At 33.8% G+C, this 22,495-nt stretch carries 24 protein-coding genes and 2 pseudogenes; 8 read left to right on the top strand and 18 right to left on the bottom strand.

Going from position 1 to position 22,495, the window contains the following annotated elements; all coding sequences use genetic code 11:
- Nucleotides 1-74: 74 nt before the first annotated feature.
- Entirely contained in the window at nt 75-1,490 is a 1,416-nt protein-coding gene (gene pdxR, locus ACX9TM_RS10745) for a MocR-like pyridoxine biosynthesis transcription factor PdxR (protein ID WP_065382143.1), read from the top strand.
- A gap of 89 nt (nt 1,491-1,579) precedes the next feature.
- Here the strand turns inward: pdxR and ACX9TM_RS10740 are convergent, their stop codons facing one another.
- Nucleotides 1,580-2,425, bottom strand: coding sequence for a YitT family protein (locus ACX9TM_RS10740; protein ID WP_000755126.1), 846 nt, complete (start codon nt 2,423-2,425; stop codon nt 1,580-1,582).
- A 180-nt stretch (nt 2,426-2,605) separates the two neighbouring features.
- On the bottom strand, nt 2,606-3,814 hold the full coding sequence (locus tag ACX9TM_RS10735; protein WP_065382144.1) for a macrolide family glycosyltransferase: 1,209 nt from the start codon (nt 3,812-3,814) through the stop codon (nt 2,606-2,608).
- 379 nt (nt 3,815-4,193) lie between these two features.
- Between ACX9TM_RS10735 and ACX9TM_RS10730 the strand changes: the two are divergent.
- The 3 genes and pseudogenes from ACX9TM_RS10730 to ACX9TM_RS10720 form a co-directional block, all read left to right on the top strand.
- A pseudogene (locus ACX9TM_RS10730) lies at nt 4,194-4,355 on the top strand (nitrate reductase); the annotation flags it as partial.
- A gap of 23 nt (nt 4,356-4,378) precedes the next feature.
- Nucleotides 4,379-5,248: a GNAT family N-acetyltransferase gene (locus tag ACX9TM_RS10725; protein WP_000354420.1), complete on the top strand. Its 870-nt coding sequence runs from the start codon at nt 4,379-4,381 to the stop codon at nt 5,246-5,248.
- Nucleotides 5,249-5,511: pseudogene (locus tag ACX9TM_RS10720) on the top strand (class I SAM-dependent methyltransferase); the annotation flags it as partial.
- 22 nt (nt 5,512-5,533) lie between these two features.
- On the opposite strand, the gene alr reads toward ACX9TM_RS10720, so the two are convergent.
- Nucleotides 5,534-6,709: an alanine racemase gene (gene alr, locus ACX9TM_RS10715; RefSeq protein WP_065382148.1), complete on the bottom strand. Its 1,176-nt coding sequence runs from the start codon at nt 6,707-6,709 to the stop codon at nt 5,534-5,536.
- 171 nt (nt 6,710-6,880) lie between these two features.
- Between alr and ACX9TM_RS10710 the strand changes: the two genes are divergently transcribed.
- A complete protein-coding gene (locus tag ACX9TM_RS10710) occupies nt 6,881-7,342 on the top strand; it encodes a DinB family protein (RefSeq protein WP_065382145.1) in 462 nt (153 codons plus the stop codon).
- Between the two features lie 15 nt (nt 7,343-7,357).
- On the opposite strand, the gene ACX9TM_RS10705 is transcribed toward ACX9TM_RS10710, so the two are convergent.
- The 6 genes from ACX9TM_RS10705 to ACX9TM_RS10680 all read right to left on the bottom strand — a co-directional run bounded on the left by ACX9TM_RS10705 (nt 7,358) and on the right by ACX9TM_RS10680 (nt 11,855).
- The gene (locus tag ACX9TM_RS10705) at nt 7,358-7,729 is read right to left on the bottom strand and encodes an MFS transporter (RefSeq protein ID WP_011110050.1); all 372 of its coding nucleotides are present in this window, start codon (nt 7,727-7,729) and stop codon (nt 7,358-7,360) included.
- Between the two features lie 39 nt (nt 7,730-7,768).
- Entirely contained in the window at nt 7,769-8,545 is a 777-nt protein-coding gene (locus ACX9TM_RS10700; protein WP_000278977.1) for a Cof-type HAD-IIB family hydrolase, read from the bottom strand.
- 6 nt (nt 8,546-8,551) lie between these two features.
- A complete protein-coding gene (locus tag ACX9TM_RS10695) occupies nt 8,552-9,142 on the bottom strand; it encodes a histidine phosphatase family protein (RefSeq protein WP_001166435.1) in 591 nt (196 codons plus the stop codon).
- 87 nt (nt 9,143-9,229) lie between these two features.
- The gene (gene spoIIP / locus ACX9TM_RS10690; protein WP_306427315.1) at nt 9,230-10,435 is read right to left on the bottom strand and encodes a stage II sporulation protein P; all 1,206 of its coding nucleotides are present in this window, start codon (nt 10,433-10,435) and stop codon (nt 9,230-9,232) included.
- A gap of 20 nt (nt 10,436-10,455) precedes the next feature.
- Nucleotides 10,456-11,424, bottom strand: coding sequence for an SPFH domain-containing protein (locus ACX9TM_RS10685; RefSeq protein ID WP_000226251.1), 969 nt, complete (start codon nt 11,422-11,424; stop codon nt 10,456-10,458).
- Nucleotides 11,425-11,426: 2 nt separating this feature from the next.
- Nucleotides 11,427-11,855: an NfeD family protein gene (locus ACX9TM_RS10680; protein ID WP_000741976.1), complete on the bottom strand. Its 429-nt coding sequence runs from the start codon at nt 11,853-11,855 to the stop codon at nt 11,427-11,429.
- Between the two features lie 274 nt (nt 11,856-12,129).
- Between ACX9TM_RS10680 and ACX9TM_RS10675 the strand changes: the two genes are divergently transcribed.
- The gene (locus tag ACX9TM_RS10675) at nt 12,130-13,347 is read left to right on the top strand and encodes an MFS transporter (RefSeq protein ID WP_001245231.1); all 1,218 of its coding nucleotides are present in this window, start codon (nt 12,130-12,132) and stop codon (nt 13,345-13,347) included.
- Nucleotides 13,348-13,396: 49 nt separating this feature from the next.
- Here ACX9TM_RS10675 and ACX9TM_RS10670 read toward each other — a convergent pair whose 3' ends face one another.
- The 5 genes from ACX9TM_RS10670 to spoIIP (ACX9TM_RS10650) form a co-directional block, all read right to left on the bottom strand.
- A complete protein-coding gene (locus tag ACX9TM_RS10670; protein ID WP_065382147.1) occupies nt 13,397-14,872 on the bottom strand; it encodes an amidase family protein in 1,476 nt (491 codons plus the stop codon).
- 181 nt (nt 14,873-15,053) lie between these two features.
- Nucleotides 15,054-15,500: an NUDIX hydrolase gene (locus tag ACX9TM_RS10665; RefSeq protein ID WP_000178293.1), complete on the bottom strand. Its 447-nt coding sequence runs from the start codon at nt 15,498-15,500 to the stop codon at nt 15,054-15,056.
- Nucleotides 15,501-15,523: 23 nt separating this feature from the next.
- Nucleotides 15,524-16,264 carry a M15 family metallopeptidase gene (locus tag ACX9TM_RS10660; protein WP_000747649.1) on the bottom strand — a complete coding sequence of 247 codons (741 nt, stop codon included), beginning with the start codon at nt 16,262-16,264 and terminating at the stop codon, nt 15,524-15,526.
- 11 nt (nt 16,265-16,275) lie between these two features.
- Entirely contained in the window at nt 16,276-16,773 is a 498-nt protein-coding gene (locus ACX9TM_RS10655; protein WP_000617568.1) for a GNAT family N-acetyltransferase, read from the bottom strand.
- A gap of 268 nt (nt 16,774-17,041) precedes the next feature.
- On the bottom strand, nt 17,042-18,196 hold the full coding sequence (gene spoIIP, locus ACX9TM_RS10650) for a stage II sporulation protein P (RefSeq protein ID WP_001079278.1): 1,155 nt from the start codon (nt 18,194-18,196) through the stop codon (nt 17,042-17,044).
- 88 nt (nt 18,197-18,284) lie between these two features.
- On the opposite strand from spoIIP (ACX9TM_RS10650), the gene ACX9TM_RS10645 reads away from it, so the two are divergent.
- Nucleotides 18,285-18,581: a hypothetical protein gene (locus ACX9TM_RS10645; protein WP_000770738.1), complete on the top strand. Its 297-nt coding sequence runs from the start codon at nt 18,285-18,287 to the stop codon at nt 18,579-18,581.
- Between the two features lie 4 nt (nt 18,582-18,585).
- On the top strand, nt 18,586-18,891 hold the full coding sequence (locus tag ACX9TM_RS10640; protein WP_002164560.1) for a hypothetical protein: 306 nt from the start codon (nt 18,586-18,588) through the stop codon (nt 18,889-18,891).
- Here the strand turns inward: ACX9TM_RS10640 and ACX9TM_RS10635 are convergent.
- From ACX9TM_RS10635 to cbpA, 4 genes are all read right to left on the bottom strand, one after another.
- A complete protein-coding gene (locus ACX9TM_RS10635) occupies nt 18,864-19,430 on the bottom strand; it encodes a DUF1572 domain-containing protein (RefSeq protein ID WP_000435830.1) in 567 nt (188 codons plus the stop codon). The two genes, ACX9TM_RS10640 and ACX9TM_RS10635, sit on opposite strands and share 28 nt — an antisense overlap.
- The gene (csaA, locus tag ACX9TM_RS10630; RefSeq protein WP_001263013.1) at nt 19,411-19,740 is read right to left on the bottom strand and encodes a chaperone CsaA; all 330 of its coding nucleotides are present in this window, start codon (nt 19,738-19,740) and stop codon (nt 19,411-19,413) included. Before csaA ends, ACX9TM_RS10635 begins: the two co-directional genes overlap by 20 nt.
- A 65-nt stretch (nt 19,741-19,805) precedes the next feature.
- Nucleotides 19,806-21,143 carry a branched-chain amino acid transport system II carrier protein BrnQ4 gene (gene brnQ4 / locus ACX9TM_RS10625; RefSeq protein WP_011110049.1) on the bottom strand — a complete coding sequence of 446 codons (1,338 nt, stop codon included), beginning with the start codon at nt 21,141-21,143 and terminating at the stop codon, nt 19,806-19,808.
- A 456-nt stretch (nt 21,144-21,599) separates the two neighbouring features.
- A complete protein-coding gene (gene cbpA, locus ACX9TM_RS10620) occupies nt 21,600-22,247 on the bottom strand; it encodes a cyclic di-AMP binding protein CbpA (protein WP_001220526.1) in 648 nt (215 codons plus the stop codon).
- Nucleotides 22,248-22,495 lie beyond the last annotated feature (248 nt).

The raw sequence follows: 22,495 nt of genomic DNA, 5'->3' as shown, positions 1-22,495 counted from the left end.
AGAAAGCAACTGCCCTTTACTTAAGTGGCAGTTTAAGTGTTTTTTATAAGGCCAGTTTTAAAGGAGAGTTTTATATGGGTTTTACTATCCCATTGCAATTACAAAGTAACACACCTATTTACTTGCAAATTTACGAATATATAAAAGCTGAAATTATACAAGGGACTATTTCTGTTGGCACACGTCTACCCTCACACAGAAATTTAGCATCACAACTTAATATTAGCCGCATTACTGTTGAATCAGCTTATCAACAGTTATTAGCTGAAGGTTATGCAGAAAGTAAACCGAAACGTGGTATTTTTGTAGCAAATTTCGATATTGACATTATCCCAAATAAAAAACGAAATGCAGCAAAGAAGACGAACAATTTGATAGAAGAAAAATTTGAATATGATTGTAGCCAAGGGCTTATTGATCAAAATGCATTTCCGATTACAAATTGGAAACGAGCATTACAAGAATCCATACTTACATACGAAAATGCACTATTTGCCAAAGAAGATCCTCAAGGTGAATTCGCTCTTCGAGAGCATATATCAATATATTTATATCATTCTCGCGGTGTACATTCTTCACCTGATCAAATTGTGATCGGCGCCGGAACACAGCCACTTCTCTGGCTACTGCTTCAACTGCTTGGCCCTACAAAAGAATACGGCATTGAAAACCCTGGATTTCACCGTATACACGCAATTATTAAAAGCTGTGATAGACAAATTCATCCCATACCATTGGATGAAAAAGGGATTGATATTTCTAGTTTATACAATACAAATTCCAATGTCGCATACGTTACACCATCACACCAATTTCCACTCGGGATTATTATGCCTTTATCTAGAAGATTAGAATTGTTAAAGTGGGCTAATGATTGCAATGGATACATTATTGAAGATGACTATGACGGAGAGTTTCGCTACGCTGGTAAGCCGATTCCTTCTTTACAAAGTCTTGATTCAAATGAACGCGTTATTTATATGGGAACTTTCTCAAAATCTTTTTTACCTTCTTTACGAATGGGATATGTTGTTTTACCACCACACCTTTTAAAGATATACCAAGAACTGCATGGAATTTTCAAACAAACAGTCGCTACAATACAACAACTTGCTTTTGCTAACTTTATACGAAACGGGAATTGGGAACGTCACCTTAATCGGAGTCGTACACTATATAAAAGAAAACATCATACGTTAGTAAAATCCATTACGAAAGAAATGGGGGCTAATGTTCAAATTCTTGGCGAACAGTCCGGACTTCATATTGTTTTATGTGTAAATAACAGTATGAATGAAAATGAACTGATTGAATCCGCTAAAAAACAAAGCGTTAAATTATACCCACTTTCTCCATATGATTTCGTGAATGATTTACGTAAGGAATCATACGTATTACTCGGCTTTGGTAGTATTCCGGAAAATAAAATTGAAACGTTGGCTATATTATTGAAAGACGCTTGGTTTCCTAGTTGCAAGGAAACTTGTTAACAGTGGGTTTAACTTGTAACATGTTAACAATTCAACAAAATAAAAAAGAAGGCTGTTCCAAAATAACTTTTTGGACAGCCTTCTTCTAGTTATTCACCTGACCTAGCTTTCCTTCCCGGACGTTTCACACCAGTCGTTTCTGTTGAATAGGAAGCTTCAATTATAGCGGTTGGATCTACAGAGAGAACGAGATCTTTCATTTTCGGATAAATGAATCGGTTTGTAATGCAATAAATGATTCTCTTATGCTCCCCTAAAAAACCACCTTCTCCATGTAGATACGTAACAGATAGTTGCAATTCTTTCATAAGTAAATCGCCTATTTCTTTATTCTTACCAGAAATAATCATAACGCTCTTACCTTGATTAATACCATCTAGTATAAAATCAATCATCTTCGTAACAATATAGAAAATTGCTAACGAGAACATCGCTTGTTCGATTGAAAATAAAATGGCAACAAAGATGAAAATAACTGCATTTACTGCAAGTAAAAATGTACTAATCGGTACATTAAAGTGTTTATTCATCCAAACTGCTAACATTTCCGAACCGTCAATTGCTCCACCCATTTTAACAACAATCCCAACACCAATTCCAAACAGTACTCCACCATAAAGTACAATTAATAACTCAGAAGTCGTAATTGCTGGAAATGGTTTTAAATAAATTAATCCGAGTGTTGTAACTACATTCGCATAAGATGTACGGATAAAAAACTTCTTTCCCATTACTTTTGCAGTAAATAATAAAATTGGGATATTAATTCCTAAGAACACACCATAAAGCGGCAATCCTGCGACTTTATTTGCCATAATAGCAATAGCCGTTACCCCGCCATCTACTAATCCATTAGGTGCTAAAATAAGCTCTAATGAACCTGCTACTATAATTGAGCCAATTGTTAATAATACGTATTCAAATACTTTCTTCATTCATTACCCCCAAAACTTATATATTTTCTTAGTATTATTTTAACGTAATTTTACTACTAATTCAAAGGTATCGATTTATATACAGAAAAGTTTCACCTTTATCGCTATTTTTATGTAACACATGTAACGCGTAATACTAGAAACACACTTACAAATTAAAAGTAAGTGTGTTTTTAACATCTATTTAATCTTTACGTACGGCTTCATTTTTAATTTGAATATTTCCTCAACTGCCCTTTGATATCCACCAGCATTTCTAAGCGACTCTCCCACTTTACGACTATTTTCCTTAAACGTCACATCATCCATTACTTTCTTTACAGTCTCACGTAACAATTCAGAGGTTAACTCGTTACGATTAAGTGTTATGCCTGCCCCTACTTTAGTCAATCGTTTTGCAACGAATGGCTGATCTCCTGTTACCGGAATTACAACTAATGGAACACCGTAATATAACGCTTCACTCGAACTATTCATACCACCATGTGTCACGAATACATCAGCATGCTGTAAAACTTCTAATTGCGGGACATAATTATACAACTTAAAGTTTTTCGGGATATTTTCAAATTGACTTATATTTATCTTCTTACCAACGACTAATACGACTGTCGCATCAACATCTTTAAACGCTTCAAAACATTTTTCATACAAAGCAGGTTGTTCATTAAAAACTGTTCCCATAGAAATGAAAATCACTTTTTCATTTTTTAAATCTTCGGTAGGAAAACTCCCCACTTCTTTTCGAGTAGCAATTGATGGACCTACAAATTTATACGATTCATCAAATACCTCTGAACGTGGCTGATATTCTTTTGAAGTATATACAATCGTAATATCACCAGGATGGTTCATAATATCATACATACTATTACATTTCATTCCATACTGCTTATTCCATCTTTCCATTCCCGCTAAACAAGATTGATATAATGGATCCATTTCATCTACTTGTCTCGATTCTTGCTCATCATGAAAATTAATGTACTGATTAACAGCAAACGTTGTACAGGATGAAACGCTTGGTAATTGTAAAATATTCGCTATAATACGTCCTACTGGAAAATGATTATCATATATTAAATAATCATATTTTTCTTCTTTTGTTTCTTCTACAATTTGAGTAACAATACGCTCTGATGCTTCAATCATATGAGATAGCATCGTCAAAGGGCTCCCACCTTCATTTACTCGTTCCATAATATTAATTTGAGAGAGAAAATTCTCAAACACTCGGAATTCCGCACCTGTTGCTTCAACCTTCTTTCTATAATCTTCAATACAATAAGAAACAACTGTTTCCCCTCGCTGAATTAACTCACTTACAACAGCTAAAGTCGGATTAATATGACCTTCCCCAGGAAAATTTATTACGAGTACATTTGCCATAACATTCTCTCCTATCCAATTAATATAATAAAATTAACAATTAATTATATTAATTAATTTAAGTCTATTATAAATGAATGCATTCTACTTCTTCATGCTTTTCTCTTCATTTTATTATTGAGAAATATTTTCTATAGTCTACATTATTGTGATTCACAATCTTATAAATGAATGCTTAATTTTACTTTTACTCTTCATAGATTTAAAGATACGAGTCTTACATTCAAGTATTACCACCATTATTTTTAGACAATTCATACAAAAATAGAGAAATATAATATTTTTAATGAGTTTTCACTATAAATGTAAGTATACTGTCTATCTTTTTATCTTTATCCTCATAACACATCATCTGTTATATAATGAATTTATGGAATTTACAGAAAAAGAAGCACATGTCTTTAAAAGTGGTTACGAAACAATTATGTCTATTCCTCACTTAGAAGAATATAGACAGCCTTATCGTTATTTATACCGACTGTTATCTGTGCAAGGTAATGTGGAATTAAAAAAATGGTTAAGTCACCCATCCTATTTTTAAATACGAATGAGAGGGAGTATACAATGGATATTCAGAAAAAGCGTTCTGTAACAGAAAGTGAAATACAGCAAATGAAGGATTTGGCTTATATTTGTGGGCAACAAGACAATCTTGATTACTCTTCAGATTTACATATCAACTTTTTAAAAAATCGAAATGAAGATTATATAAACGATTTTCTTCTTTATAACGGTACTCAATTAATTGGCGCTTTAAATATGTATGATTTCGAAAGACCAACAAAGCTTGAACTAATAGGCTTTGTACATCCTCATTTTAGAAAACAACGTTTCGGAACTATCCTTTTACAAACTGCAATGAAAGAAATACAAAATAGAGAGACAGATGAAGCTCTTCTTATTATTAATGGGGATTCTATTTCTGGGAATGAATTTGTAAAACATATGAAGTTACCATATTTATATAGTGAATATAGTATGGAGTGCAAAACAAACGAAATTCAAAAAACAACAGATAATAATATACAGCTTACTCTTGCAACTTCAGAATCACTTCTTGATCTTATTAAAATTTCTAGTAAAGCTTTTGGTGATTCAGTAGAAAATACGACTGCATGGTTACAAAAAATGATGAATTCATCTTCCCATCAAGTTTACAGTGCCCTTATTGCTGAAAAAGTGATAGGAACAATTACAGTTTCTAAACAAGAGCAATCTACTACACTATCAGGATTCGCCGTTCATCCTTCTTATCAAGGTAAAGGATACGGAAAAGATATTCTTTGTAATATAGTACATACCCTTATTACAGAAGGAGTTTCAACAATTGAATTAGACGTCGAAACAAAAAATATCCACGCTTTAAAACTATATACACAATGTGGTTTTGAAATTAAAACGAGGCATGACTATTATAATTTAATGAATTTTTAGGTGAATACATATGTTAAAAAAACAATTTATTCTAATTATGATATTTTAGCAAACATCTATAATAAACATTGGAGACATTTTGTTTAATACTCCTACCCAGCCTCGTTTTACAAGATGCTCTTCCCTACTCTCGTATATTAGATCTTTGTTGCGGGACTGGTCATCTCTGCCGGTGATAGTTTAATTTAGATGAACTAAAAAGTGTGTTTCACAAAGTTTACTCCGTATTACATAACGAGGGTATATTCGCATTTGATATGAATAAAAAAACTGAATCGAAATGATTCAGTTTTTTCTTAATATATTTACAACTGCAGTTGTTTCGTCATTTTCTTTATAGACACGCGGAATTCTTCTATCTAGCATACATGTAACTTCATAATTTATTGTACCTAACATATCCGCTATTTCTTCTACTGCGATATTTTCTTCACCTTGTTTACCGTAGAATACTACTTCGTCTCCTACTTGTACTGGCATCGCTTTTGAAACATCCAACATTAACTGGTCCATACAAACACGGCCAATAACAGGTACTCGAACCCCGTTAATTAACGCATAGCCTTTATTAGATAATTGACGATTATAACCATCAGCATAACCAATTGGTACAGTCGCAATCCATTCTTCACCAGTTGTTACATACGTATTCCCATAACTTACACCACGATTCTTCTTCGCATGTTTAATATGAGCTACTTTTGATTTTAACGACAACGCAGGCTGTAAAGAAACGACTGAATGATCCACTTCTTTTGACGGATACATACCGTACACTCCTATTCCAACGCGTACCATATTTTGAAATGTGTTACTTAATTCCATTGATCCCGCACTATTTGAACTATGAATATATGGTATTTGAATTCCTAATTCTTTCGCTGTATTAACAGCTTTTTCAAATAAACTTGTTTGCATATTCGTATATGATTTATCGATTTCATCTGCCGTAGAGTAATGCGTAAATATCCCTACTACCTCTACATACTCCATACGGTTTAATTCTTCTAAAAATGGTTTAACTTCTTCTTCTTGTAAACCGATACGACTCATTCCTGTATCAATTTTCACTTGAATTTGTACTTTCTTTTGAAGACGGTTTGCAATTTCATTTATACCATGTAAATCTTCTACTCTATAAACAGTCATCATAACGTCATATTGAATTACATCTTCTACAGCCGCTACTGGTGTGTATCCTAAAATTAAAATCGGCACAGTAATTCCTGCTTCTCTTAATTCTATTGCTTCATCTACAAATGCAACTGCAAGTTGATGTATTCCTGCTTCAATTGCAGCTTTGGCAACTTCAACTGCCCCATGGCCATACCCATTCGCTTTTACAGCAGCCATCATCTTAATTTCTTCATCATTTACATGTTTTTTAAATTCTTTTACATTATGTTTTACAGCATTTAAGTTAATTTCTACAATTGTATCTCTTCCATATTTCAAACTCATTGGTCTAACTCCTAACTCAATAATTGCATTCCATTCTATTTCACGTTTCATATGACCTTTTACAATATAATACTTTTCATTATGCTAGTCAAACTACTAGAATTTTCGGAATTTTGAGTATGATATAATATCCTCAAGAAACTATTATATACGGAGACGAGGAGAATTACAATGTTTGTTCAATCTGCATTGCATCAACTAAAAGTTGCTATTGATACTTCTATTGATATGCTTAACCAATATAGTGAAAACGATTTAAAAATACAACCGATTCACTCAAAACGATCATTATTTGAAATGTGTGCACATCTTTCTCTTATTTGTCATGCTGATTTACTCATTTTAAATAGTATTCCAGAAAAAGAATTACATACCTTTTATATAGAACGTACCCCCGTAACAGTTGCTCACATGCAACAAACGATGATTGAAGGTTACAACCTTCTCTCTAAAACATTTCTTTCCTACTCCCAAATAGAATTAGCAGAAGTTATGACTGCCTATTGGGGTATTTCTTATTCGCGCTTTGAATGGTTACTTGAAATCGTTGCACACTTTTATCATCATCGTGGACAAATTCATATTTTATTATGCGAGCATATGAACGATCCTCGCATTCCTTTATTTGAGTGATTTTCCACTCATTCATTAATTATAAATAGAGAAGCTACAAAACCAATAAAAAGTATCATTCCTAATTTCCCCTCCTAATTGACCTACAAGAGAAACTAAAGACGGAACGGATATAGCAATACCTATTACAAAACAGACACTCATCATTACAAGTAGAGATAGATACGAAACAAAGCCTATTGAACTTAGACTAAAAATAGCAATCAACAATCCTCCTTGAAGAACTTTCCTTACTTCAAACCTCTTTGTTAAACGACCTGCAAGTGGTGAGAGCAACATACCAAACAGCCCTGCTAAGCGAAAATAAAGGATTTGTTCTGCAGTTAAATTGTAAGTAGGAGAGCTCAAATAATTCCCTAAAACAGTATACATATTAACAAAAGCCATTAATAAAACAGGATTTTTCACACTGACTAACTATTAGTTTTAAATAATGCGCAACTTCTTTAAGGCATAAGAAATTCCGCCTTCACTCGCCTTCGTTGTAACGAAATCAGCCCTTCTCTTCAACTCCTCTCCACCATTTCCCATCGCAACTCCTAATCCTACATACTGCAACATCTCAATATCATTTCCACCATCGCCAAAAGCAATGGCTTCTAATTTACTAATGTTTAAATGTTCCAATACTTTTTGAATTGCAGTTAGCTTCGATACTTTACTATCTTCCAATACATTTATAACGTAACCATGAAAACGCTCAAACGTAAGTGCTGGATATCTTTCAATGAATTTTTGAGCTTCTGTATCATCAGCATACAGACATATGCAATACATCTCATCTGATAAGTTTCTAACTTTGTCAGGATACTGCTCTAAATATAAAGTTTCATTTAACGCTCGCATGACACGTTCATCTTTGGAAGCAATATTATTCATTGCAAATTCTTCTGTAAAGTAAGAAACACTGTGACCATGTAATTCAGCAAAATTTGAAATATCATGAACGATTTCGCTTGAAAGTACTGATTTATGTATAACTTCTTTCCCACATTTTATATGTGCACCATTTGCTGAAATAAACGTATTTATACCTAGTTCCTTAAATTGTGAGCATAAACTATATGGTCTTCCAGTTGTAACAACTACGTGAATTCCTTTATCTATTAATCTTTGTACCGCTTCTTTTGTACTTTCGTGCATGCTTCTATCAATCTCACTTAATAACGTACCGTCAACATCGAAAAATACAACTTTGTACATAAGTCTTTACATCCCGTCCAAATGATTCGTATCATTAATGAAATGCACCGTTTTTTGTTCACCCTCAATTTCAATTAAACTTATTCCCGTATCTCCCATTTTGAAATAGTAGTCCATTGAAATTGGCATTTTGAAAAATGCACGTAATAGACTATTAATTACGCCCCCATGGGCAACAATTGCAATTCGGTCATATGTATTCTCTGTCAAGATTTTAGAAAAGATTCCTTCTATTCTCATTCGAAACTCAATAAACGATTCCCCGTTTTCAAAACGATCATGAAGAAACTTTGGCTCTGGATATTTCTTTGCTTCTTCAAATGATAAGCCTGCTTGCACTCCATTATTAAACTCCATTAATTCCTCTTCTAATTGAATTGGACAACCAATTGCTTCTGCTAATGTTTCACCCGTTTCACGAGCGCGTTTTAATGTGCTTGCCCAAATGAAATCTGGTGCAAAATCTTTTTTCACTTTCTGTACAAGTCTTTGTACTTGTTGTCTCCCTTTGTCAGTTAACTCAAAATCAGCTCGACCTTCATGCACATGTAAAATATCAGCTTCTGATTCTCCGTGGCGTATTAGTAGTATTTGCATGTTTCTCTCCCTTTATTTAACATTCATAAAATTCCATTATATCACATTTTAAGATTCCAAAATAAAAAAGGAACGGTCTCCCGTCCCTCATCCATTCGCTTTTTCCGCATCATTCCAATAATATTTACTAAACGCTTCTGTTAACACATCAATTGTGTTGTATAATTCATCTAACGTATTATCAACACCACCAACTTCAATTAACATCGCATTTTTCGATAAATCTTGGTTATAAACGCCATTTCCATCTTTTTTATACTTTGGAAAAATCCCTCTACTTAATCCGTAATAGTTTTCATCTAAATAACTATTGATCGCTCTTGCAATTTTTTCATTTTCAGCACGGCCTTCATTTTCCATCCCAATTATAAAATATAATCTTGCATACGATTTTCCGTTAATTACTTTTGTTGTTACTTTCTTACGCTGATCGTCACGGTGTATATCAATCGGAAACGCAATTTTATTATTTTGTGCTAATGCTTCTTTTACATATTCATGAGACGCTTTATATGACTGATACCATACCCACTTTTTACTCGCTAATAAATCACCCATATTCGTTTTATCATGAACTACCGGAATTCCTTGTCCTTCAAGTTGCTCTTTCATACGTTTCCCCAGTAAAGACACATTTACATCTGGGCTAGATGGATCAGTTGCCCCTGGTAATAATGGAAAGAAGGATTCCCAGCTATGTGTATGATAAATATATACTGCACTTTCACTTTTTTTCGCTCCGTTCTTTTTCTGAACCGGATTATTCTTTTCCGCTTCTGTAACTTTATCTTTTGCTATTTCCCGTTCTTTCGTTACTTCTTCAATCGGTACACTAGATTCATTTGGGATATTTGTCAAGTTTGTCCCTTCCCCAGCTACGATAATATTAGAATAATACTTTGACATACCAGGTACTTCTTTACCGACGAATGTTCTTAAATCTTTAATTTTCAAATCTGTCGCGATAGAGAACATTAAATTCCCAACTGACTCTCTTTTATTCTTCTTAAAATAATCAAATCCGTAATAGCGATTCTCACTTTCTATCATTTGAACAAAACCTTGCATCGATACTTTTCCAAACCATTGATTTGCATAATTCGATTTCATTGTATGTAAAAATGACGTCAAAATCGACGCTATCATAATTACTATTAGCGCATATAAAAGGAGTAACGAAATCAGCTTCTTCCCATGTATTCGAGTTGCATACTTTTTCACTGCATCACCTTCTTTATACATGGATATGTACAAGCTTTTCAGAATATACGCACAAAAAAAGAGAAATGGTATACCATTTCTCTTCCTCACTTTTATTGTTCTTTTCCTGTATCATTTGAAAGTAGTTTCTTCGCTTGTTTTTCTTTAAATATTTCTCCAATTGCCCCAAGAGTACCAAGTGTTTCAATTGCATTAGACGGAATAAAGACTTTATTTGCTGGTCCTTTTGCAACTTCAGCTAATGACTCAAATGATTTGTAAGCAAGTATACGCTCATCCAAATTCGCTTCACGAAGCAATTCAATACGATTTTGTTCTGCTTTTGCAATTTCTTCAATTGCTCGTGCTTCCCCTTGTGCTTCTAATTCTTTTGCTTCTTTTATACCTTCAGCTTCGCGAATACGTGCTTCTTTATCCCCTTCAGCCATCAAGATTTTACTTTGCTTTTCTCCTTCAGCGCGAAGGACTTTATCTTGTTTTGCTGCTTCAGCTTCTAAAATAATCGCACGTTTATTACGCTCAGCCTTCATTTGTTTTTCCATTGATGCTTGCACATCTTTTGGCGGGTTAATATCAACAACTTCGACACGTTCAATACGTACGCCCCATTTTTCTGTTGCTTCATCAAGCGCTAAGCGGATTTCTGTTGAAATTTTTTCACGACCAGATAACGTTTCATCCAGTTCCATTTTACCGATGATTTGACGCATCGTTGCTGAAGTAATATTACGAACACCATATTCATAGTTTGAAATACCATATGTCGCAAGTTCTGGTTCAACAATTTGATAGAAAATAATTGTATCAATTTCTACTTGAACATTATCTTTCGTAATTACCTTTTGCGGTGGTACATTCGTTTGTTGAATGCGTAAGTCATGATATACACGAACACGATCTACAATTGGTATTAAAATATTTAACCCTGGGTGCATTATACGTTGAAACTTACCAAATCTTTCAACAACCCCAACTTTTTGCTGAGGAATAATTTTAATTGTTAATGCGATAAATGTAACTACAATTAGTGCGAATATAATCGTTAACGTTAATGCTACCATATTTATTCACTCTCCTTTTTCACTTGTAATATAGTACTATGCCTCTTTATAACAACGACTTTTTCTCCAGCATCAATTGAAGAATCTGCAATAGCTGTCCAAGTATCTCCATCCACCTTCACAATACCATTCGCTTCATTTGTAATCGCTTGCATAACAATCCCTCTTTTACCAACAAGCATATCTACTGTATCAGTAAAACCTTTTGCTTCTCGAAAGTTTTTTGAAATTCTTTTCGTAAAGAATGTCAAAGTTAAACTTACAATTGCACCAACAGTAACTTGTAACAGTAGTGCATCAGGAGCAAACAAAGCAATAAGACCTCCGACAACAGCTCCAATTCCAAGCCAAAGCATGTAAAATGTAATCGACAACATTTCCGCGATAAATAAAATACCAGCTATTATAAACCAAATTACCCAAGCAGCCATATGCAACCCTCACTTTCTTTCTCATTTTCTATATGTATATGAAGAAAAGAATGGTTTATCCGCCCTTTCTTACACTTGGGCGTTTGCTACAAGCTATTGTACATATTCACTGTTACAATGATCATTAATATAATACTATATCAATATATTCTTCATTATACATGAAAATCCCTTTCAAAAAGTGACAAAAAATTAAATTCTTTAAAAATTTTAATTTTTAAATTACAATTATTACAATTACTAAATACTATTTTTTATAGAGGTGATATTCTTATTGAGAAACCTGTCACTAATCTACTATTTAGGTTCCAAAATATGCATTACTCTCGCTGACATCGTATATGTAATGATTATTACAACTCATATTTATATAGCAACTAAATCAGCTACTATTACTGCTCTTTTTCCATTATTACAAGTTATCACAAATCTAATTGCTAACATCTCTGCACCACTTATAATAAATCGTTTTCCATCTTATACGCTGTTATATACGCTCCAATGGTTGAAAACAGTCTTTTTACTATTATTAATGATTTTGTTCCCGGTCTTATCCACAAACATTATAGCTCTATTAACTTTTATTTTTGTCATTTCATTATGTAGCGGGTGGAGTGCTCCATTATTATACGGTATTCTTCCACGCCTTACACCGAAAGAAAAATTAGTAAAAGTAAATAGTATCTTTTCCTTTTCAACACAAATTGTGCAAGCCGTTGCTTATTCATTTACGAGTATTGTCGTTCTTCTCATTGGCGCTACTTCTACACTCATGATTAATAACATTTTAATGATTTTCGGATGCATTGCATTACATTTTTCATTACGTTCCATACATACTGAAAGAATAGCAGATTCTCCCTCTTCCAAAAGTACTGTTTTATTGGAAGGTTGGAAACTCCTATTTCAAAATCCTTCTCTCCGTACCGTTACATATATGGACTTAATCGAAACTTTCGCAGGGACAATATGGATTGGTGCTATTACGATGGCATACGTTACGACTATCCTTCATAAGGGCGAAGAATGGTGGGGATATATTAATACAAGTTATTATGTTGGCACGTTAATCGGTGGTCTATTAGCATGGAAAATGAGTTCCTATATTCAAAACAATTTAATACGATCTATGTCGATTAGCTCTCTTATATTTAGCATTCTTACATTTTTATATGGTATGACAAGCAGCGGATTTATTGCGCTTTTTCTATGTGTTCTAATGGGACCATGTTATCAAATTAGAGATATTTCCCAAACGACTGTTTTACAATCAAGTGTCGCCCCTTCTTTATTATCAAAAATGTATACAGCACATGGCGCACTTCTTTCAACAGCCTCTGGACTATCTATGCTTAGCATTGGCATTATTACTGATATGTTCGGTGTTCGTACAATTTATATCATCGCTTCTATTCTTATTTTATGTTCCGCTTGTTTATCTTTTAGTTTATTAAAATATCATAAGACAGAGCAGAACGATATTTCAATTTAATCACTAAAACAAAGAGGATAGGGATTCCTGTCCTCTTTGTTTATTCTATTCATGATAAGTTGGGGATTTTTCTATGCTTTGTCGCTTGTTCAAAAGCATAAGCTAATTTAATTAATATCCCTTCACTAAAGGCATTGCTTGCAATGGTAATTCCAAAAGGCCTCCCGCTTTCCATATACCCTGCTGGTATTGCTATAGACGGATAACCCGCTTTCGCACATATAGTAGAACCTATATAGGAAGGAAACAGTATCGCATCAAGATTATATTTTTCCAATGCAAAATCAATGCCTTGTTCTTGAGAAAAATATATATCTTCTAATCTCGCATTTAAATATTCTGGATTTCGTAACGTATTAGGAAAATCTTTTCTTCCCTCTAACTTAGTTTGTCCATATTTTAAAGCTCTTTCTGCTATGTTTTTATTAAACTCCATTAACTCCGAAATAGAATGTACCGGGATAGTAGAAGGTAATTTAGTAAGATAGTTATCTAAACTATGCTTCAGCTCATAAAGCGGAACTCCCCAGCTCCATTCTCTATGAAAAGAAGGAATATCAATATTTTCTACTACTGTCGCTCCTTCATTACGTAATACTTGGATCGTTTCCTTAAACAAGATTTCATCATACTCACCATTTTCGTAATAATCTTTTGGTGCATCGTTAAACACACCAATCTTCGCTCCATTTAAACCATTTGCATCAAGGTAAGATGTATAATCCCGATATGCCCTACCGTCACTTTTGTGAGTAACTACATCTTTCTCATCCACTCCAGTTAAACTCCCTAGCAAAATAGTAGCATCGGTTACCGTTCTAGCAAATGGTCCAGCTGTATCTTGCGAATAAGTAAATGGAATAATTCCTCTACGACTAATTAAACCGACAGTCGGTTTAATACCTACTACAGAATTTTGAACAGCGGGGCTCAAAATAGAAGCATCGGTTTCTGTCCCAACAGATACTACTGTAAAGTTAGCAGCAACTGCTATTGCAGATCCTGTACTAGATCCGCCAACAAACATATGATCCTTGCCCGTTCCATATGGATTGATTGTTTGACCACCTCTTGCACTATATCCAGCCCACATTTCAAAAGACATTGCATTTGCTAATTCTGTCATATTCGTTTTTCCTATTATCACTGCCCCTGCTTCTCGCAGTTTAGTAACGAGAAATGCATCTTCACTGCTTATATTTTGTTCTAGAGCTATTGTACCTGCACTTGTATGCATGAAGTCATTCGTTTCAATATTATCCTTAAGCAAAACAGGTATTCCATGCAATGGTCCCCTTACGCCGTTTGTCTTTCTTTCATAATCTAACGCTTCTGCAATAAAAATAGCATCTGGATTGATTTCTAAAATTGAATTGATTTTCGGCCCGTCTTGATCATACTTTGCAATTCTATAGAGATAATACATCACTAGCTCTTTTGAAGTTAGCTTTCCAGATTCCATTTCATTTTGAATATCTTGAATTGTTAATTCCTTTTTTAAGATTGAATTAAACTGAATTTCCATTTATATTCTCCCTTATATGAACTTTTTTAACATATACCCCTTACTTTTTCAATTTTTCATCTCAACACATCCTAAATTAATATCCCTTTAAAGAAATTCAATACTCTTATTTAAACACCTTTAATTTCCCGAAAAATAAAAAAAGTCTGAAACGGATTAACCTTCGCTTCAGACTCTTACATTACTGTGCGTATACTTCATCTAATAAATGTAAAAACTCACCTTGTTTCCCAGCTAATTCAGGGCATTTTGCAATATCAACCCATTCATAGCAAAATACTAATCCTTTATCTTCCTCACCAGCACTTACAATATGTTCCCAAGTATCCTTTACATCTGTTAGTAAAGTTACATGGAAAAAGTGGCGTTTTTCATACTCCTGTTTTTCTTTCATATGTATAATGTAATCTGCTAAAAACCGCTCTATGCATAAATGACGCAATCCGGATTCTTCCTGTACTTCACGCAATATAGCAGCTTCTAACGTTTCACCTTCATCAACCGTTCCCCCTGGCACTTGAATACCAGCTTCATGTATATCACGATGTTTAAAAACAAGTAATTGCATAACCCCCTCTTGTTCTCTTGTAATATATGCATGTACTTTTTTCTTATATAACATCGTCATTGTACATCTCTCCCCTCAATTGTTCACTCTGTTACTTCTTCAAGCGTCAGTTGATTATCATACAAATATGTAGCTTGTGGATTTCCCACATACCTTACGTGCCATGGTTCATACCGATAGCCCGTAATCGTTTCTTTCGCTTTTGTGTATCGAACCACAAAACCAAATTTATGGGCATTTTCAGAAAGCCACTGACCTTCTTTCGTTTCCCCAAAAACTGTCTCTAACTGAAATTTAGCAGATTGAGACGTAATATCCATAGCTAGTCCAGTTTGATGCTCACTTGTGCCAGGAACCGCGCTAGACATTGCTGTTTTTGCTTCCCCGTCTTGTTTTTTATACATCGTATTTAATGCTTTTTGTCGATCAAAAGATCTAAATCCAGAAACTGCAAAAAGAAAAATACGCTCGTTGTCAGCCTGCTGAAACATATCCTCAAGCGCCCTCGCTGCCTCTTTTCTCATCTTTTTCTTTTCTTGATCACCTTCACTAGAGTAGCGCACTTTCGGAATAACTAAATCTGGCGGTCTATACCCATCTGGTAAACGCCTACTTTTATTTACAAGTACAAGCATTGAATTCGGATTATTAATTACCGCAATATCCCCATCCATATTAGCAATCGTTTCTTTCGCTTTCGGAAATATGCTATTTACACTTACTTCCCGCGCCTGCTTATCCTTATACATTTTATAATTGATTCCTGCTACTCCAACAATAATTATTGCAGCTACAATACCAAGTAGTGCCCATCTTTTTTTCATATAACGACCTCTTATTTTAATAATTTGGCCATTTCATACTCATCGATGCACTTTCCATCGATAATAAGAGCAGCTTTTTTGACACCTTCTTTCTCAAATCCAGCTTTTTTATATAGTGTCTGAGCTCTTGTATTGTGGGCCATTACTGTTAATTCTAAACGCCATACATCATGTAATTTTGCCCACTTCTCAACCTCTTTAAACAATCTCGTCCCAATACCTCGCCCGTTATACTCTTGCAAAATACCAATTACAATGGTTGCCACATGTCTCTTTCTTTGAATGTTATTTCCATTCACTAATATAAAACCTACTATCCTCTCATCTTCAACTGCTACAAATATTGTTGCATATTCATTTTCTATAAATCGATCGATTATTTTTTCTTGTTGCTCAGCTGTAGTTTTTCTTTCTCCTGGTTCATATAACATAAACTTCGTTTCTTCATCTAATTGCTTACTTAATTGTAAAAATGATGCTGCATCTTCTATTTCGATCTCTCTAATCACTTCAATCACCCTACCAGTTTCATAATAAAAAGTTTTCCTTATAAAAAGATTTTCTCTACTTTCTCGAAAATCCCTTTGTAAATCTCCTACTATAAATTGACAAATTTCGATATTACTATAACAACGACAAATTATGTCTATTCTGTGACATCTCACCATTACAAAGAAAAAACGCAAGCATTACACTTACGTTTTTCCAAGATTGAAGTGAGCTAATAATTATCGATAGATGTCCTGGCTAATTCACGTTTCACTTTATCCATTCACTTTATCCATTCACTTTTTCTGCCTGCCAAAAATATTCACCAAATGCTTTAGCAAGTGCATCAATTGATCGATTCAATTCTTCCTCTGTATTATCTACACCACCAACTTCTATTAATATCGCTTGTCCTGATAGGTCTTGATTATAGATTCCATTTCCTGTCTGGAACCCTTTTTGAATGACCCCACGGCTCACTCCTGGATATTTCTTATTAATCGCCTCATGTAAAGCTGTCGCTAATTGTAAGTTTTTTTCATAGTTTTTATTTCCTTTCCCTACTACAAATGCAAGCTTTGCATATGATTTATCTCCAATTGTTTTTGTCGTTACATTCTTTCGGGCACTATCACGATGCAAATCAAAAAAGTATTGAAGATCTTTATTTCCAGCCATAGCTTGCTGCACAATTTCTCGTGACATTTTATACGAACTATTACTGTTTAAACCTTTACTTATTAACTTTTGACCAACATCACTCTTATCGTTAGTAGCCCCAATCCCTTCACCTTCTAGTTGTTCACGGAAACGATCTCCTAATATAGAAATATTCGACACAGAACTCGTTGCTTTATTCGGATTCGGGTCATTCGTTAAGTTAAGTAAAGGTAAATAAGATTCCCAGCTATGTGTATGATAAATAAACGCAACTTGTCTCTTCCCAGTCGTTTGGGACGGCTGTTTTTTCTCTTTATTCGTATCTTGTTTAGGTGCTTGTCCAGTTCCACTAGTCCGTTCCTTCACTACTTCTTCAAGAGGAACACTCGACTCTATCGGTAAGTTAGAATAATTTGTACCCTCACCCGCAATAACAATTTCTGTATCGTACTTACCAAATCCCGGGAGCTCTTTCCCGACAAAACTGCGTACATCATTAAAGCGAATATTTGTAGCCATAGAAAAGAGAAAAGAAGAAATTGAAAAATCTTGATTCAAATTTCGATACTCCTGTGTAAAATAATGATTCTCTTTTCCAAGTACATACATGTAACCATTCATCGATAACTCATTTAACCAATTATATAAATACGTTGACTTTGTCTCTTTCATAGAGGTTACCATCAGACTAATAAGAAAAAAAGTCGCTAGCACTGTAGTAATAACAAATAAAACTAACTTACGCATATTTGTAAACTTCATAAAAAAAAAGCCCCGATTCATACTATCACCTCTCTATTTCAAGTTATGTACAAGCCCTAGAGAATAGACCGTTAAAATTTCGGCTATATTGTTAATGAGGTGAAATGAATTGAAGCTATTAATAGGAATATTACCAATCGCTCTATCATTCATTTTTTATTTGTCCGCTAAGCAACCAAAAATCTCTATTGTGCTACATATTTCTGCGTACTTGGCACTATATGTACTTGGTACAATTATTTCCATTAATATATACGATGTTTTAATACAAGATTTAGTTTTCATGACGAGCATTCATGGAATTTTACTGAATCCATTTTTCCTTATTGCAGGAGCGTATATAGGAACATACACTTTGTACCTACTTTTGTCTCACATTATTATGAAAATAAAAAATGGAGCGTAATGAAATGCAACCACCATTTATCTGTCATACATGCAAAAAAAGAATTGTGAGAAAGAAAGACCTTATTACAGCCACATGGTACTTCCGCTTTTATTTATTTCACAGTGATTGTTTTAAACGACAGCAAGTATTTATCTCACGATTTCTCCCTGTGAATACACTTTTCAATTTCTTTCTTATTATATATGGACTTATTTTTGGCAGTATTCTTATGATTACAGAACCATCTATTATTTGGCTGACTTTCTTTTTTCCTATTTTTTATCGGTTTCTTTCTTATTATTATGTTGAACGTTTTTTCTCTACATAACGCGCAGACTGACCTCTCGGAATACTTAAACATTCCCACTCATTTTCTTTTAACATCTTCCCAATGTAAATAATCTGACCAATATGCAATGCATAATGAGAAATTTGCCTTTCAATTGCTTGCATGACAGTATGTGCTTCACCGCGAATGTATACCGTCTTCAATAAGTGTTCCGGCGTTAAAGTATTCATCGTATTAAAAACATATTTCCATCCTTCTTGCCAAGCTATAAGGGTTTCTTCTTTTGAATGATAGCATCCTTCAAATTCACCATCTCGATTACGATCTGTTTTTTCACCATCAGACGTTAAAAAATCCGTCCATCTAGAACGCATATTACCGTGCAGATGCTTAATAATAATCGCTATACTATTTGTTTCTTCATGAGAAGACCATTGTATTTGTTCATATGATAATTGAGAAAGTGCCCGTTCCCCTTGTTTCTTTGTTGCTTTAAAGTTCGAAATCGCACATTGCAAATATTCTCGTCCGATATCCATATTAGCCCCTACCTTCACCCTAGCTAATTTTTGTTCCATTTGGCAATTCCATATTAGGCTGAAGTAACACAACATCATCAGCTTCAGGAACACCACCAAGCACAAGCACTTCTGATTTGAATCCAGCTACACGCTTTGGTGGAAAGTTTACAACAGCAACGATTTGTTGACCGATTAAATCTTCTGGAATATACCTTTTCGTAATTTGAGCACTTGACTGCTTTATCCCGATTTCTCCAAAATCTATTGCTAGTTTAATCGCTGGTACTCTCGCTTCTTTAAATTCCTCTGCATGTATTACAGTTCCAATTCTCAAATCCAAATTTAAAAAATCTTCAAAATTAGCCATTTATCATTCCCCCCAATTATTACTTAGACAAAATACAAAAATCCCCTTCAAAAAAAGAAAGGTGCCTAAGCACCTTTCTTTTGTAATTCACTTGATTCATTTGATTTATAGAAGAAGAAACCAAGAATCCCGCCAATACATGATGGAATTAACCATCCGATTCCTTCGTTATATAACGGTAACATTTGTAGTACATTAGAAATCGCGTCAATTTTAATTTTCGCACTTTCTAAACCGTTAAAGAAACTAATTAACAATGCACCTAAAATAGCTCCAATATAAATTGTATTACGCTTCCCAATCCACTTATGGAAATACGAAAGTACGATTAATACAATTGCAACTGGATAAATGATCATTAACACAGGTAATGTTACTGCGATTAATTGTGTTAAACCTAGGTTAGATACAATTAAACTAAATACACATACCATTGTTACAATCGTTTTATGCGAAAGTTTTGGGAATAAGTTTGTAAAGAAACCTGCACACGCAGATGTTAACCCAACAGAAGTTGTTAAACAAGCGAGTATAATAACAAGCCCTAATAAAATTTTACCACTCGTCCCATATAGCTCATTTACAACATTCGTTAAAATAAGGCCACCGTTTTCTGAGATACCAAGTGATGTACTTGTTGAACCAAGATAAGCAAGTGATAAATAAATTAACGTTAAACCAAGTACAGCAATAATACCTGATACTACTGTTATTTTTGCAATTTGACTACTCTCTTTTATCCCTTTAGAGCGGATAACTTGTACAACGACAATTCCGAATACGAGCGCGCTAATTGCATCCATCGTTAAATATCCTTGAATAAATCCACCAAAGAAAGCATTTTCTTTGTAAGCAGCTAACGGCGCAGCTGGCTCTCCAATTGGATCAATAATTGCCTTTCCGACAATAACAGCGACAATTAATACTAATAATGGTGTAAGAAACTTTCCGAACCAATCCACTAATTTAGATGGATTTAATGATAAATACCACGTTATTCCGAAGAAAACTATCGTGAAAAGAAATAGCATGTACCACTCTGAAACCATTGCCTCTGATAAAAACGGCTTCATACCCATTTCAAACGAAACAGCTCCAGTACGAGGAATCGCGAAAAATGGTCCAATTGCTAAATAACTAATCAATGGGAAAATAAACGCAAATATAGGGTGGACTCTAGAAGATAGCGCTTTCAAGTCCCCCTCTACAAACGCGACAGCTGTTACAGCTAGTAGGGGTAATCCGACTCCCGTTACAAGGAATCCTATTGTAGCAATCCAAACATTCTCTCCTGCTTGTTGACCTAAAACTGGCGGAAAAATTAAATTTCCTGCTCCTAAAAATAATGCAAATAGCATTAAACCAATTGCTACCGTATCACCTGGCCTTAAACGTCCCTTCATGCTCTTCATTTGCATAGCACTTTTTCATTGTTTATCTCTATATTTTACAATATGCTATGCATCCTCCTCTCTGCTCAAGATGATAAAATATGCCCCTTACAAAGCAGTGTCTTTCTCCATAATTTCTCCATTCCCCTTATTTTTACTCTAATCATTAATACAATTATTATTTTGAATTTTGATTTTTTTGAATTTTCAAATCATTAGAGTGTTATTACGTGGAGTGTAGATGTCAGACCTCTTTGTTTTTATCACACATATAGTAACATATTTATTTGCAAAATAAAAACATATTTTCAAATTGATTTTTTTGAAAATCGAAATTATCTACATTTTTTATTCTCTTACACAAATATTGTTACAATCTCACCTATTATTCAATTGTTATTTTCAAATAACTTTATACACGTAACATACAAAAGCCATCTAATATATAATTAGATGGCTTTTGTTATGTTACTCTATCGTTTCAACTTCACGTGGATTTTTCATCTCTTCCACATACACAACTCTAAATCCGTGATCTTCTAAATCTTTCAATAATGTCTCTAATTCACCGTCGTTAAACTCTTCTCCTAATGTAAACATAATTCTACGAACTAATAAGGCATCATTATCAAAAGTCATCAAACTTTGAATACCAGTGTATTTCTTTAAAACTGTCGATAATTTTTGGATTGCTCCATTATAGTCTTGCGTTCCAATCATGACAGAGTATTTACTAGAGTGAACGCCCCATGCATCCTCTAATAACTCAAAAACTTTTTTATGCGTTAAAATTCCAAGGAAAACCCCTTTTTCGTCAACTACTGATAAATAAGGCAATTTTTTTATTGTAAAAAATACTTTAAAGAAAGATGAATCTTCTCTCACAAATCCTTCTTTATCGTTTAATAATTGTATTACACTCTCATCAAGTGATCCTTTATATTCTAAAATATCTACTTTATATATATTCCCTAAAAATTTCTCTTTTTTTTCATCTAAAACTGGTACACAGCGATACCCCGTTTTATTTAAATGCTCTAACGCTTCCCCAATCGTAATCGAACTTGAGCACAGTAAAACTTCCCTTTTCGGCACGTAATTCCCTTTAATCCTCATAAAAAGCCTCCTTATGTTAAAATACTTTCTGTGCCATAACTATATTATATTTTCAGAAAAAAATAAATAATTTATTTTATTTTTCTGAAAATTATTCATTTTCTTGTCATAATTTATTCATGAATCCTTCACTTGTATATTTTTGCTATCAAATCTTCTCTCTGAATTACTAAATGAAAAATATATTGTAACTTCTTTCAAAAAAAGCTAAAATAAGAATAAGAATTTTCTGAATATTCTAAGAGTAG

The sequence above is a fragment of the Bacillus sp. LH1 genome (assembly GCF_057924895.1).
The sequence above is the reverse complement of the archived record's forward strand: the minus strand, read 5'-3'. Positions and strand labels throughout refer to the sequence as shown.

What these genes read in the sequence shown, in the direction of transcription:
- pdxR (WP_065382143.1), top strand. Translation starts at nt 75, where the DNA reads ATGGGTTTTACTATCCCATTGCAATTACAAAGTAACACACCTATTTAC.
- ACX9TM_RS10740 (WP_000755126.1), bottom strand. Translation starts at nt 2,425, where the DNA reads ATGAAGAAAGTATTTGAATACGTATTATTAACAATTGGCTCAATTATA.
- ACX9TM_RS10735 (WP_065382144.1), bottom strand. Translation starts at nt 3,814, where the DNA reads ATGGCAAATGTACTCGTAATAAATTTTCCTGGGGAAGGTCATATTAAT.
- ACX9TM_RS10725 (WP_000354420.1), top strand. Translation starts at nt 4,379, where the DNA reads ATGGATATTCAGAAAAAGCGTTCTGTAACAGAAAGTGAAATACAGCAA.
- alr (WP_065382148.1), bottom strand. Translation starts at nt 6,709, where the DNA reads ATGAGTTTGAAATATGGAAGAGATACAATTGTAGAAATTAACTTAAAT.
- ACX9TM_RS10710 (WP_065382145.1), top strand. Translation starts at nt 6,881, where the DNA reads ATGTTTGTTCAATCTGCATTGCATCAACTAAAAGTTGCTATTGATACT.
- ACX9TM_RS10705 (WP_011110050.1), bottom strand. Translation starts at nt 7,729, where the DNA reads ATGGCTTTTGTTAATATGTATACTGTTTTAGGGAATTATTTGAGCTCT.
- ACX9TM_RS10700 (WP_000278977.1), bottom strand. Translation starts at nt 8,545, where the DNA reads ATGTACAAAGTTGTATTTTTCGATGTTGACGGTACGTTATTAAGTGAG.
- ACX9TM_RS10695 (WP_001166435.1), bottom strand. Translation starts at nt 9,142, where the DNA reads ATGCAAATACTACTAATACGCCACGGAGAATCAGAAGCTGATATTTTA.
- ACX9TM_RS10685 (WP_000226251.1), bottom strand. Translation starts at nt 11,424, where the DNA reads ATGGTAGCATTAACGTTAACGATTATATTCGCACTAATTGTAGTTACA.
- ACX9TM_RS10680 (WP_000741976.1), bottom strand. Translation starts at nt 11,855, where the DNA reads ATGGCTGCTTGGGTAATTTGGTTTATAATAGCTGGTATTTTATTTATC.
- ACX9TM_RS10670 (WP_065382147.1), bottom strand. Translation starts at nt 14,872, where the DNA reads ATGGAAATTCAGTTTAATTCAATCTTAAAAAAGGAATTAACAATTCAA.
- ACX9TM_RS10665 (WP_000178293.1), bottom strand. Translation starts at nt 15,500, where the DNA reads ATGACGATGTTATATAAGAAAAAAGTACATGCATATATTACAAGAGAA.
- ACX9TM_RS10660 (WP_000747649.1), bottom strand. Translation starts at nt 16,264, where the DNA reads ATGAAAAAAAGATGGGCACTACTTGGTATTGTAGCTGCAATAATTATT.
- spoIIP (WP_001079278.1), bottom strand. Translation starts at nt 18,196, where the DNA reads ATGAATCGGGGCTTTTTTTTTATGAAGTTTACAAATATGCGTAAGTTA.
- ACX9TM_RS10640 (WP_002164560.1), top strand. Translation starts at nt 18,586, where the DNA reads ATGCAACCACCATTTATCTGTCATACATGCAAAAAAAGAATTGTGAGA.
- ACX9TM_RS10635 (WP_000435830.1), bottom strand. Translation starts at nt 19,430, where the DNA reads ATGGAACAAAAATTAGCTAGGGTGAAGGTAGGGGCTAATATGGATATC.
- csaA (WP_001263013.1), bottom strand. Translation starts at nt 19,740, where the DNA reads ATGGCTAATTTTGAAGATTTTTTAAATTTGGATTTGAGAATTGGAACT.
- brnQ4 (WP_011110049.1), bottom strand. Translation starts at nt 21,143, where the DNA reads ATGAAGGGACGTTTAAGGCCAGGTGATACGGTAGCAATTGGTTTAATG.
- cbpA (WP_001220526.1), bottom strand. Translation starts at nt 22,247, where the DNA reads ATGAGGATTAAAGGGAATTACGTGCCGAAAAGGGAAGTTTTACTGTGC.